A 14968-nucleotide genomic window follows, 5' to 3' on the forward strand; every position below is an offset into this window, starting at 1 on the left:
CTACGAAAAATATGGAATTTCAAAAGGGAAAAGAATTAATTGAATATTTTATGGATCAAGGAATCCAACTGTGGACAGAAGAAGGAAAATTGCGCTATAAAGCGCCTTTATCTTCCCTGTCTGAGGAAACATTGCAGATACTCAAAGATAACAAAGCAATACTTGTTGATTACATGACGGCAAGTGAGGAGGAGCAGGTGAAATCGGATCCGGAATCTAAGTATGATCCGTTTCCAATGACCGATATTCAGACCGCATATGTTTTGGGGCGGAAAGATACCTTCCAATATGGTGGGGTTGCCTGCCATGTTTACTTAGAGCTTTTGTATGAATCACTTGAGGAAGAAAGGGTGCAAGCTGCTTGGCAAACCTTGATTGAACGTCACGACATGCTTCATGCAGTAATGTATGAAAATGGATACCAAGCGATACTGGAGGATATTCCTGAAATCCGCGTGAATTGCTACGATATGAGAGATGATGAAGAAAAATTGGTGAGGCTGCGTGAGGATATGGGACACCGCATGTACCCGCTTGGAAATTGGCCTATGTTTGAAATTGCTGTATCCAAACATAGTCACGAAGATATTCTTCATTTCTCAATGGAGTTTCTTTTGGCTGATTGGGTCAGCATATGGTCCTTATTTGCTGAATTTGAAAAAATTTATTTTAATAAAGAAGAGGTGAATCCGGAAATACGTGTCACTTTCCGTGATTGTGTGTTAGGAGAAAAAAGAATCAAAAACGGAGATTCTTATCTAAGGGATAGAAAATATTGGTTGGAGCAGTTGGAACGATTTCCGTCTGCACCGCAGCTTCCCTTGAAACGTAATCTTTCAGAAAGCATTCGGCCGAAGTTTGAGAGGTATATGCTGCGTCTGAATCCGGATCGCTGGAATTCGTTGAAAGCAAACGCTCAGGTTGTGGGAGTTACGCCCACCGTTTCTGTACTTACGGCATACGCCGATGCACTCGCCCGTTGGAGTCTAAATCGGGACTTTTGCATAAATATGACGGTACTGAACAGGATGCCGATCTTTAAGGATATTAACCGCGTGGTTGGTGATTTCACATCGCTGAATTTATTGCCGGTTTATTATAACAGGGAAGATAATTTCGTCCAACGGGCAAAAAATATAAACAGCAGACTATTCAACGATTTGGATCATAGGCTTTATTCCGGCGTCGAGATGATTCGTGAATTGGTAAAAATTCATGGGCGTGAACTGTCACTTATGCCGATTGTATTTACAAGTGCAATCGGATTGGTAGATTCAAATAATCAATTGATTGGACAGTTTGGAGATTATGGGATTACGCAGACACCGCAGGTCTTTATTGATTGCCAGGCGATGGACGGTTATTTCGGACTACAGGTAAACTGGGACGTTCGGAAAGGAATTTTTCCCGACGGGTTGATCTCCGATCTGTTCTGCGCATTTGAACAGCAGCTGAATCTACTGGCTGAGCAGTGTGAGAATTGGAAGAATCCTCTGCATGTGAGCCTGCCGGATTGGCAAAAAAGCGAAAGAGAACATGCGAATGCGACAGAGGCTCTCTTGCCAAATGGCGTACTACATGAAAAATTTCTTGAAATGGTGAAAAAGTATCCAAAACATACGGCAGTTGCTGATGCACATGGGGAATTGTCTTATGAAGAGCTTGACCAGCTGGCCAGGCAGGTTGCTGAAGAAATTATTCGTTCAGGCGGCAGGCAGCAGGATAACATTGCCGTCATCATGGAAAAGTGTCGCTATCAGGCGGCAGGCGTACTAGGCGTACTTTATATGGGTGGTGTTTATGTTCCGATTGATGCGAAGCAGGCTCAAATACGGAGAAATAAAATCCTTGAGAATGTCAAAAGTGAGATTATTTTGACGACATCTGATTTGAAAACGGCATTTGATGAAAAATTATCGGTGATTGAAGTAGATCAATTGAATCTGTCAGAAACTGACTTCGTTCCAAGACTGACCGGCGCTTCCAAGCCTGCATATATCATTTATACATCAGGCTCTACCGGCGAACCGAAAGGCGTCGTTATCTCTCATGCGGCGGCTCGTAATACCATTGAGGACATCAATGCAAGATACCAGATCGGGCATAATGATGCGGTGTTCGGAATCTCACAGTTGAATTTTGATTTATCGGTATATGATCTTTTTGGGCTATTATCGGCAGGTGGTACAGTGGTTTATCCGGATGCCGCAAGATATATGGATCCAGAGCATTGGAGTGAGCTGATCAAGAAGTATCGTGTCAGCATTTGGAACAGCGTGCCAGCATTGATGCAAATGTTCTTAACATACTTAAAATCATATCAAGAAGAAGACATACCGCTACGGATCGCACTTTTATCCGGTGATTGGATTCCTTTGGAGCTGCCCGAACAGCTTCTTAAAGAAATTCCGGAGCTAAGGCTTGTCTCACTGGGTGGAGCGACGGAAGCATCAATTTGGTCCAATTACCACGAATATCAGGAGGTACAAAAAGATTGGGTCAGCATTCCGTATGGCAGACCTCTTTCAAACCAGAAATACTATATACTTGATGCCGAATTTCAGGATTGTCCGGTATGGAAGGCCGGCGCTCTTTACATAGCGGGCAGCGGTCTTGCGGAATGCTATTTCGGCGACTCTGAATTAACAGATGAAAAATTTGTCCGCCACCCGCATACCGGAGAACGTATCTATTGTACGGGAGATATGGCACGCTATCTGCCTGGCGGAGAGATTGAATTTTTAGGAAGAAAGGACACGCAAATTAAGATACGGGGGAACCGCATTGAATTAGGGGAAATCGAACATGTATTAAGCCACGCACCGTCAGTTCAGTCCGCAGTCGCCTGTGTGAATCAGAATAAAAATGAAATTTTAGCATTGGCAGAAATTCGGCAGGACGGAAATTATGATAAAAAAAAATCTAGCGAAGATTTTTTGATGCTTACAAAGGACATTGAGATATCGGCTATAAAAGAGAATCAAGAACTATACGGTAAAAATTTTGATAAGGCCCTTCAAAGCAGAAATACTGCCGCTGCATATGCAATGTGTCGGGCAATTGAGGAAAGTGGTTATTTCGCTACCGATGCATTGGAGCATATTGATGAAAAGTACCATTGGATCGTACGGCACTGGGCGGCGCATTTACAGAAACAGGGGTATTTTAACCAACAGGCCGACGGGTTGCGAGACGGCTTGGATATCTCCCGAAATGCAGTAGCTAAAAAGTGGAGTGAGGCATACCGGGCCTGGGATACTGCGTTGGGAAGCAAAGATATCATTGACTATATTAAGCTGAATGCAGACAACCTCACGGAGATTTTATCCGGAAAGGCTGATCCCGTGGGATTCCTTTATTCAAATGGAGAGGATCGTTTTGTAGAAGCTCTGTATATTAATAATTCCATGGCAGCGTATTTGAATCGTTGCATTGAAGAAACATTACGAAAAATTGTATCAAAGGCATCTGGACGGAAGCTAAGAGTTCTTGAAATAGGAGCGGGAAGCGGGGCAACAACAGAATATGTCCTTCGAGCTTTGGAAGGAGCGGAATTTGAATACTATTTTACGGATGTTACCAAATACTTTTTTCCGGCGGCAAAAGAAAGATTTATCAATCCTAATATAAAGTTTTGCCTGTTGGACATTGACGATGATATGAAAATGCAAGGGTTTGCATCAAATTACTTTGACATTATTGTAGGTGCTTATGTTATGAATAATGCCAAAGATATCAAAAAAAGCCTTAAACAGATAGAAGAATTAATTGCGCCAAAGGGATATTTCTTGTTTTCTGAGCCGGTTCAGGAGGAGACTTGGCTGCTCGCTTCCCAAGCCTTAATGATGAATCAGCCGCAAGATGATTTGAGGAATAAATCGCTATTTTCGAGCGTTGAAGATTGGATTCGACTTCTAGGAGAAGATTCGCCAGTAAAAGTGGTACCAAAGGATGGTTCAGAACTTCAAAAGCTATCTGTTTCTCTCTTCATCAAGCAATATAAAACAGATCAGTGCATTGTGGATGAGAATGAGTTAAAAAGCTATCTTTCTTTACATTTACCGGAATATATGATGCCATCTCATATTATTTTCACAAACCGGTTTCCGCTGACTTCAAATGGTAAAGTAGATCGAAAGCAAGCGTTGAAATGGGCAGAGGTTTTTACAAATTCACATGAGGCAGATGTGGGTGAGGATGCGTCGATGCAGCTTGAAAATAAGCTTGAAGAGCAGGTGGCACAAATCTGGAAGGGACAGCTCAATATAGATAAGATAGGAAAAAATCAAAATTTTTATGATTTTGGGGCAGATTCGCTAATCATGGCACAAGCTGCAACAAAGATAAGGAATGTATTAAAATTGGATATTCCATTTGATTCGATATTGCGGCAGATGCTTAATTATCCGACAGTCAAGGATACGGCACAATTTATTTCACATGAAAAGAAAAAGGATAAGAGTGAAGTTGACGAAAAAGAAGATTTTAATGACAACCATTCATTTGCTTATATTCAAAATTACGGCAGAGACTCTGGCGAGCAGCGGGCTCGGATATTGATACACGGTGTGTTGGGATCGGTAGATATTTTCCGTCATTTAGGTCCGGCACTTGCAGAGCAAAAGCAGGGAAACGTTTTCGCAATTGGTATTGCGGATATAGAGCAGTACTGCAAGCTGCAAGCGGATGAGGCGGTGGAGTTTTTAGCCGATCAATATACGGAGCTCTTGTGCGATATGAAAGTCAAACATGTTCAGATAATCGGCTACAGCTTCAGCGGTGTGGTTGCAGTTGAGCTGGCTAAGCGCCTTTTAGAAAGGGGCATTGAGGTCGATGACGTGTCAATTGTTGACGGAGGAACTATGCCGATTCAGCTGCAGGAGGAGTTGCTGTATGAATTGTTATTTCTTGACAATATCCATGTAACATTAAAAGACTTGGGATTTGGCAGTCAGGCATTGCTGGAGAAAGCTTTTATGCAGATCGAGCAGAGTAAAAACAAAACCTTGGCATTGGTGGACATGAATCTGTCTGACGGCGACAGAGAACGCATTGAAGAGCTGAGGCTGGCTTCACAGCCGGATCGGTTTGAATTGTATGCGCAGATCAGCAGGGAAAACAGCGGTATGCTTATTGAACCGAAAGTGATGACTACACTTTTTCATACTTTTAAACAGTCTTTTCAAGCATTGCAGTTTGTACCAGAAGCTTATTTTGGGGATATTCATTATTATGCGTCGAAGGATAGGAGGGGAGTATTTCAGCATCTGGATATGCTGCTGGATTATTGGGAAAATGTCTGCCTTGGCGAATTTAGCCGCACAGAAATTGACGGAAACCATTATACTTGTCTTGAAAATAAGGAAAATGCGATTCGTTTAGCGTCGATGCTTAAGGAGGCGTTACTCAATGCATGATGGAATAATAAATATAAAAGCCTGCACAGAGGTATTTAGCCTGTGTGAAGCTTCAGGAGTGAAGCTTTGGGCAGAAGGAGAAAAGCTCAGGTATCAAGCACCAAAAAATGCCTTAACAAAAAATTTAATTGAGAAGATTAAGGAAAGCAAAAACGATATTATATTCTACCTTCAAAAGCTGGATGCGCTTTGTGGCAGTGCAGAGGCACTGCCACTTACGCCGATACAGAGTGCCTATTACATGGGACGGAGAGAAGATTATGAATTAGGAAATGTAAATGCACATTATTATATGGAAGCAGAGTATGGGGAAATTGATTGTGATCGGTTTCAGTCAGCAGTGAATACGGTTATCCAGCATCAGGATGCCTTGCGTAATGTGATACTCCCAAACGGCTTGCAGCTGATTCAAGAGAGGGTGCCAGAATATTCCGTACCCGTGCATGTATTTCAATCGGAGCAGGAGCGTGAAGAGAGCAGGGAAGCTTGGTCGCATCATAAATACCCTTATGGAGTATGGCCTATGTTTGATATTCACATTAGCTCCGTGCAGAGCTGTGACTGGCATTTGCATATCAGTTTTGATTGCATGATATTAGATGCATGGAGCTTATTAATGATGCTCCATAACCTGATGGAAGTATACCAGGGCAAAGACGTTACGTGGCCCAATTATAGCTTTCGGCAGTATTGCTTGGAGGAAAGCAGTTACAGAGAAAATAAGAAGGAGCAATCCCTTCAAGCTGAGGCATATTGGAGTAGAAGGGCACCCGAAATGCCTCCCTCCCCGCAGCTGCCTTACTGTAAAAATTTATTTGAAATAAAGAGTCCCCGATTTTTCCGGCTCCATTCCTATTTATCAAAGGAGGACACCAGAATTTTATATGAGCGAGCCAAGCAATATCGTTTGACACCGGCCGCAGTTATTTGCACCGCCTACATGAAGACTCTGTCCGAATTTAGTACGGAGCAAAGTCTGTCGATCAATATCACTCTTTATAATCGACTTCCGCTTCACAGAGATGTCACGCGGGTTTTAGGCGATTTTACAAATAATGCACTTGCAAGCTACGAAGGCGAGGGGCAAACCTTTCTCGAGGAAGTAAAGCTTACGCAGGCACAATTTTGGACATTGGTGAAATATAAGGATTATCACGGTGTGGATTTGATAAAAAAATTGAGTAGAAGCCAGCCGGGAAAAGCAGTTATGCCTGTGGTTTTTACAGGGGTTTTACAGGGGCTGAAGTCCGAATTAAATTATTTTCCGGAGGGGATGAGAGAAATTTACTGCATCAGCCAAACACCGCAGGTTGTTCTCGACTATCAGGCAACCGATTTTTCCGGCCGGCTTTCGGTAAATTGGGACTATGTTACAGAAGCTTTTACGGAAAAACAGATTCAGGCGATGTACCAGTCGCACTTGGCTCTTTTGAAAGCAATCATTCAGACAAATGATTGGAATATGTCGATTTAAAAATATGGGTAAATTGGGCTTATTGAAACAGATGAGGTGAAAAAATGAAAAGTATGGAGATGTCATTTCCAAATTTGCGTGAAATGATTCAATATCAGTGTGTAAACAGCGGTAAGAAGATTATTTTTATAGACCAAAATGGTACAAATGTTTTAAATTACAGGCAGCTTGGGCGTTGCATATGCAAAATAAGCGAGTTGCTGATGCAAAAGGGGATTCATAAAGGAGAGCGTGTTATTCTTCAAATGAACAAGAAACAACATGTGTTTATCACGATTCTTTCCTTGATTTATATGGGAGCAATTCCGATCCTGTTACCTGTTTGCATCAATGAGGTTCAATATCGGCAATTTAAAAGGATTTCTGAGCAAAATCCTGCGTTTCATATACTGTGTGATAAGTCGGGAGAAAAGTATCTCAATTTTTATAGCGGGGATAGCCCTGCATCTATCGTCTTGGAGGATAACGAATTTGAGGCAGAAGATACAAGAGGCAAAAGCATTTTTAAACAGTATGATGATTTATCAGTTGTGACGGATGAAGCCGCTGTTTTATATTCCTCAGGAAGCACATCTGATCCGAAGGGAATTGTATGGACACATAACAGTGTTCTGAGTATATTGTCTGCAACTGCACAGGAATATAAGGTAACTTCTGAGGATATTTTTATGGCATGGTATCCCCTTGAACATACACTAGGACTTACTTATTTTATGCTGCTGCCGATTTTTATGGGCTGCGAGATTGTGCATCTAGACAAGGAAGCATTTGCAGAAAACCCAAAAAGCTGGTTTGACGCGATTGAAAAATATAAGGCCACCATATCCTCCGCACCGAATTTTGCGTTTCAGCGGATGAGTAAGCTCATCACTATGCAGGACAGCTGGAGGCTTGATAGTATAAGGCTGATGCTTAATTCAGGAGAGCCGATTTCGCACGAAGTAACAGAGCAATTTTCTTTAAAAACAAAGAGGTTTGGATTATCTGCCGATCGCATGGTTCCTATGTACGGATTGACTGAAGCCAGTGGTACCCCTATTACAAATACTCAGGGCTGGTGTCCTCAGATTTCTGCCCGGCAGCTTAAGGTGGGAATTGAATTTAATGAAAGTGCGTTAGAATTGCTGCTGAAAGATATCGTTTGCCAAGGAAAGCCAATCTCAGGGGTATCGATGAAGATTGTTGATGAGAATGAAGTCGAGCTGGGTGAAGATACTGTTGGATACATACAAATCGGAGGAAAAACGTTAAGCAAAGGCTATCTCAATATAAAAAATGACGATTTTTTTAATAATGGATGGCTTAATACCGGCGATATCGGTTTTATAAATCAAGGGCTGCTTTTTATTATTGGAAGAAAAAAGGACATGTTTTTTTTAAATGGACGGAATATTTTTCTTCGAGACATTGAGCAGATGATTCAGGAAGAATTCGGTTGGAGGTGTGCTGCATGTGGCGAAAATATTGCACAGGAAGGCAAGTCGCTTATTTATGTGTTTATAGAGCTGAAAATAACCGAAGAGGAGATAACGGAGAAAAAAAGAAAGATTATGCAAAGGGTATACTCCAAATCCGGAATACGCTTAGAGGATGTTATTTTTGTAAGCAGCCTTGCTATGACACAAGTTGGTAAAGTGAATAAGCCACAGCTGCTTCAGAGCTATAGAGACGGTATCCAATGCGGCGGAAAAGAGAGTATAGATTGCTGCGGGACAGAAGATATATTAAGGCAATTACAGACAATTGTAAAAGAAGATATTTCTCTGGATACGGCCATTTACGATGTGATGAACGATTCACTGATGATGTTTCGCTGCTTAGGCTTGTTAAATAAGCACTATCATTTAAAGCTTGGCATGTTTGATCTAGTCCAGTGTAATACGGTTCATGATTTAGTTCGAAGGATGCAAGATAAGCTTGGAAGAGAAAATCAAACAAAAGCAGCATGCAGCAGTGCTTTGCCTGTGACTCTGATACAGGAAGCTTATTATTTGGGCCGTCAGCAGGTTTTCTTTGGCGGAAAGAACGGAACCCATATGTACATGGAGATTCAGCACAATTTGGATGAGAGTAGAATTCAGGAAACGCTGCAAGCGCTGATAAAAAGGCATGAAATGCTGCGTGCCGTTTTCTCTGAAAACCAGCAGCACATTATGAATGCAGAAGAGCTGCCACCGTTTTCTCTGCAAACCGATTCCATTGAAGAAGAGCAGCGTACCGCTTATTTGCAAAAAAACCGTGAAGAAAGCTTACATTCCGTTTTTGACCCCGGGAAGTGGCCTCTGTTTTCTGTTAAAAATGTAAAGATAAATGAAGCGGAAGAAAGGCGGCAATTGGCAATCGTTGATATAGATATGCTCATAGCGGATGGGATGAGCATGCACATATTACTGCGGGATTTTATCGCTTTATATAAGGGAGGTCCATTGGAAGATGTACCGATTTCCTACCGCAGATATTTGGAGCAGCTTGCTGAAATAAAATCCAGTTCAAAATACAAAGAGGACAGAGCATTTTGGGTTGAACGAGCATCGAATTTTCCCCCTGCTCCGGCTCTTCCTGTAAATGTAAAGATGTCTCATTCAGGCAATGATACAAAGCGTTTGGAACGGCGTTACTCGTCAAAGGAATGGAGCAGGTTGGAGGCCTTTGCAAGGGATGCGTCTGTGACGGTCAGTGTTGTTTTGTGCTATTGCTATTTAAAAACTCTGGAAAAGTGGTCAGGCAGTGAGCGCTTTGCCATCAATATTACTGTTTTTGACCGTCCTTTTACAATGAACGGCATTGAAAATGTTGTAGGTGACTTTACAACAAATGTCTTATTGGACTATACTTCCTGTCAAGATGGCAGAACAGATCTTATCGGTAGGCTTAGAGAATTGCGAGACCGGATGTACCTGTACTTTGACCATTCGGCGTTTGAAGGAATTGAGTTGATTCGTGAAATAGCAAAGGTACAGGAAATTAAGACTGAAAGCTTGATGCCAATCGTTTTCACTAGCATGCTGTTTGATGGTGCTTCAAATTTTGATTGGGATTGTGTGAAATACAGTCTTACGCAAACATCACAGGTTAGTTTGGACAGTCAGGTGCACCGCCAAAAAGACAGCTATTTAATCGCTTGGGATTATCTGATTAAGCTATATCCAGAGCATATGATAGAAGACATGTTTCGTTATTACTGCCAAATGCTTGAAAGCCTGATGCAAAAAAGTACGGATCGGGTGATTTTTCCTGATGAGAGCGCGGTCAGCGCATATAATCAAACGCAAGAGAAGCAAATGGGTGCGCCCTTGGATTTGCTGCTGCAAGAGTCACTTTTGAAATATAACGATAACATTGCGGTCATTCAAGGTGAAAAGAGACTTTCTTATAGGGAGCTATATGAGAAAAGTGAGCACTTGATTGCAAACATCCAAACACAAGGCATAGAAAAAGGGGATTCCATTGTCGTTCTTACAAGGCGAAATATACAAACCATTGCCGTACTGACCGCAATGGTACGCATGGGAGTTGTGTATATTCCTGTTCCGGCTGCCTACCCACAGCAGCGTGTACAGTATATCGAGAAGCATTCCGGTGCTAAAGGGATCCTCGATGCAACTGAGCTGTACCAGAATATGGACGAAACTGCCAAACCGCAGAAAATAAGCCCTTGCAGTCTAGAGGACTCTTTATATGTCATTTATACCTCCGGAAGCACTGGAGAGCCGAAAGGTGTCGAGATGACACATGGTGCAGTTGTGAACACTCTTTTGGATATAAACAAGAGATTTTGTATTACTGCGTCTTCTACGGCAATTGCCTTGTCTGCGCTGAATTTTGATTTGTCGGTATACGATGTATTTGGTATGTTGCTGGCAGGCGGAACGATTTCTCTGATTTCTGAAACCAGAGATTCTGCAGAAATAGAAAATGTGTTGAAGGAAGGAGCTGTTTCAATATGGAATTCGGTTCCGGCTCTCATGGAGCTCTTCTTGGAAGGCGTCACAGACGAATATATCAATCCTGAATTGCGTCTTGTGCTGCTGAGCGGCGACTGGATCAGTACGGATCTGCCGGAAAAAATCCGCTACCATTTTCCAAACGCAAAAACGGTCAGCCTTGGAGGTGCTACGGAAGCAGCGATATGGTCAATATACTACCCGATTGACCGGGTGGCACCCGAATGGGACAGCATACCTTATGGATATCCTCTAAGCAATCAGAGAATATATGTATTGGACGGCAGCTATGAGATCTGCCCTTATGACGTGCCGGGAGAAATCTATATCGGTGGCGTTGGATTGGCTAAAGGCTATAGGAATGACGAAAAGAAAACCAATGCGGCATTTATCCAAGCAAACGTTTTCGGGAGGCTCTATAAAACAGGTGATTATGGAAAATTTACAAGAGACGGCTATGTCGTTTTTCTCGGCAGACGAGACGGACAGGTAAAAATCGGAGGACACCGTATTGAATTGGGAGAAATTGAAGGGCAGATGCGTCAAATTCCACGCATTAAGGAGACTGTGGTTTTACTGAATAAGAGGAAGCAATTAGTCGCTTATTATACCTCGCATGAAGCAGTTGAGGCGCAAGCGATACAAGAGTCCCTAGCGGCATTTCTTCCGCCATACATGATTCCGAAACAGTTCCATCATCTTTCAGAAATGCCGTTAACCGCTAACGGAAAGCTGGACAGAAGAGCATTGTCACACATGGATGTACAGGCTCCGGAGGAAGGAAGAGGAACGTTTCAGGGAGAAATAGAACCGCAGATCAAGGAGATATGGGCCGCAAATTTAGGCTATGATGCGATTGGCCCTTATGATGATTATTTTGCTCTGGGAGGCGATTCAATTACAGCGCAAAGGATACGAACGTCGATTCAGAAGAAGTTTGGAGTTAAAATTCCTTTTACCACAATCATTGAACAGGGAAATATCCGCAGCTTATCCGCAGTGGTGACGAGAGAGATTGAACGCTCTGCGGTACGGCATGAGGAAAAAAACATAACGGCGGCTGAACTAAAAAATGAGTATCCGATGACTGGTGTGCAGTTGGCGTATTATACGGGCAGAAATAGCAGCTTTGAGCTAGGGAGGTATAACGCACACTATTATTTTGAGCTTGATATGGATTTTTCTGCAAGCAGGCTGGAGCGCAGTGTACAAAAACTGATTAAGAGGCATGAGGCGCTGCGTACCGTATTTCATAAAAATGGAATGCAGGAAGTGATGCAGAATACAGCGAAGTACAAAGTAGAGGCTGTCGATGCCGGATTGTGGAGCGAAAGCAGGATTGAGGAAGAAGCACTTAAAATACGGGAGCAGCTTTCTCATAAAACCTATGATCACGGTAAATGGCCGTTGTTTACATTTAAGGTCATAGAAAAGCAAAAAAGCTCTCTGTTGTTTGCAAGTATTGATCTGATGGTGTGCGACGGGGATAGCCTTCAAATTTTACTTGGGGAATTGGCGGAGGATTTACGTACTGGCAGCCTTACGGATACTCTTCCTTATACCTATAGAAATTACTTGGCGGACATAGGAAAGAATATCGGAACGCAGGAATATAGCGATGCGAAGGAATATTGGATGAATCGGATACCGGATTTCGCAGAGTTTCCAAGACTGCCAATGGTGCAAAAGGTATCAGATTGCAGAGAATATCGGATTAAGCGCGTAAAAGAATACATACCCGCTGCTATTTGGAAGAAAACAAAAGAGGCAGCAAAGGCTCACCGGGTTTCTCCTTCTGCGTTATTGTGTGCAATTTATGCAATGGTGCTATCAAAGTGGAGCAATCAAACAGATTTAATGATTAATATGACTGTTTTTCAAAGAGTGCCGGTGCATCCGGATGTAAGCCACATCATCGGAGATTTTACAAAATTAGTCCCTCTTAATCTGAAAGCAGACACGAAAAATCTGTGGGAAGCGGCTAAAAAAACGCAAAATCAAATTCTGACAGATCTAGAGCATATTGCATTTGACGGTACTGAAATTGTACGTGAACTTTCTAAGCGATCCGGTGCCTTAGGAAAAGCGCTTCTGCCTGTTGTCTTTACGTGTATCCTCTTTGATTCACCGGAGGATTGGTTTGAGCAGCTGGGTAAGCTGCGGTATGCGATTTCTCAGACACCACAGGTGTTCTTGGATAATCAGATCATTGAAATGCGTGGAGCGCTCCACATATCCTGGGATTATGTCGAAGAGCTCTTTGATGAGGACATCCTTCATAGTATTTTTTCTGATTTTGTTACGGCAATACGGCACGCTTATGAGACAGATATGTTGAAATATGATGTGAACGAGAGCATAGAAGCTGCTTGGAGGGGCTATAACCACAGCATTCAGTCGGTGAGTCCGGTTACTCTACACAGCCTGTTTGAAAAACAGGCACAGAAAACTCCGGATGCCATTGCGCTGATTGACGGCGAACGAGGTATTTGTTATGGAGAAATTGAAAGAAAATCCAATCAAATTGCACAGTATTTGATTCATAAGGGTGTAAGGGCTCATTCGGAACGTATAGGAATTTTATCCATCCGGTGTGCGGAGACGGTGATATCCATCCTCGGAGCGCTGAAAGCCGGAGCTGCTTATGTTCCGATTGATGCCGATTTTCCGAATGAACGTCGGAAGTATATCTTAGATGACAGCAGATGCAGCCTTTTGCTTGAGCCTTCTATTTATTCCTCCGGCGTCTTAGAAGGGTTTGAAGGCATTCCGGTTAATACCCAAATGGACCCATACTCCTTGGCTTACATCATATATACCTCAGGCAGCACCGGAGTACCGAAGGGAGTCAAGATATCTCATCAGGCAGCCTGCAATACAATTATAGATATCAATCAAAAAATTAGTTTGTCAGAATCGGACTGCTTAATTGGAATTTCATCCATTTGCTTTGACTTGTCTGTTTATGACATGTTCGGAGCCTTTAGTAAGGGTGCACGCCTTGCTATTGTACCGGAGCCGAGAGATATTCCAGCGGTTGTTTCTTTGTTGAAGAAAAACAGAGTATCGATTTGGAATTCCGTACCGGTAATCTATGGAATGGCTGTGGATCATATGCAAAATAAAAATCTGCATCAAGAGATTCCTCTCAGAGAAATTTTGCTGAGCGGAGACTGGATTCCACTTGATTTGCCGCTGCGCTCTAAGTGCTTGTTTTCGGATTCAAAGTTTATGAGCTTGGGTGGAGCGACAGAGGCATCTATCTGGTCCATTTATTATAATGTGACCGAAGTGAAGAAAACATGGAATAGTATTCCGTACGGCATGCCGCTTATGAATCAGACTATGTATGTTTTGGACCGTGATTTAGAGCTTTGCGCACCTGGTGTCAAAGGAGACATTTATATCGGCGGTGTCGGCCTTGCGTTGGGATATCAGGGAGACAGCGTGAAAACAGAAAAGGCGTTTCTTGTTCATCCGCATTGGGGGCGCATCTATAAAACGGGGGACATTGGAACCTACCATAAAGAAGGATGGATCGAGTTTTTGGGAAGAGAAGATACGCAAGTGAAAATCCGCGGTTTTCGCGTTGAATTAGGGGAGATTGAATCTGCGCTGGAGCGCTTGCCTGAGGTGGATGAAGCAGCGGCAACCCTTTATGAGCGGGGAAGCACAAAGCAAATTATTGGATATTTTGTTTGTAGGAATCACACTTCAGGCGATTCTTTGAAGATAAAAAAGTCATTGTCGTCTTTTTTGCCGGAATACATGATTCCGTCACAGCTCATACAGCTTCCGGCATTTCCTCTGTCTGCAAACGGGAAGGTGGACAAAAGCAAGTTACCGAAGCCTTCCGAAACAGAAAATCTTGAAGAGAATACCGTTTTTACGGCACCGGAAACGAACCTTCAAAAGCAGCTGGTGGATATTTGGGAGAACATTTTTGAAATGAAACATATAGGAATAGAGGATGATTTTTACTCTTTAGGTGGGGATTCCATTACGTTAATGAAGCTCATTGACGAACTGCAAATGAAGCTTGGAATCCTTGTATCCATTGATGAAATTTTAGAAAACGTCACGGTGCGGGAGGTTGCAGATCTCATAGAAGGAACAAAAGCATAGAATCAGGA

Annotated in this window: 3 protein-coding genes; all 3 read left to right on the forward strand. The window is 42.6% G+C overall.

The window, feature by feature from the left end; all coding sequences use genetic code 11:
- Positions 1-11 precede the first annotated feature (11 nt).
- From U5921_RS07415 to U5921_RS07425, 3 genes are read left to right on the forward strand one after another with little or no spacing between them, the layout of a single operon-like run.
- Positions 12-5417: a non-ribosomal peptide synthetase gene (locus U5921_RS07415; RefSeq protein WP_324825833.1), complete on the forward strand. Its 5406-nt coding sequence runs from the start codon at positions 12-14 to the stop codon at positions 5415-5417.
- Positions 5410-6891 carry a condensation domain-containing protein gene (locus U5921_RS07420; protein WP_324825834.1) on the forward strand — a complete coding sequence of 494 codons (1482 nt, stop codon included), beginning with the start codon at positions 5410-5412 and terminating at the stop codon, positions 6889-6891. Before U5921_RS07415 ends, U5921_RS07420 begins: the two co-directional genes overlap by 8 nt.
- Positions 6892-6935: 44 nt before the next feature.
- Positions 6936-14960 (forward strand): non-ribosomal peptide synthetase, encoded by an 8025-nt coding sequence (locus tag U5921_RS07425; protein ID WP_324825835.1) that lies wholly within the window; start codon positions 6936-6938, stop codon positions 14958-14960.
- Positions 14961-14968 lie beyond the last annotated feature (8 nt).

This window comes from Sinanaerobacter sp. ZZT-01, from assembly GCF_035621135.1.
Classification (GTDB): Bacteria; Bacillota; Clostridia; order Peptostreptococcales; family Anaerovoracaceae; genus IOR16.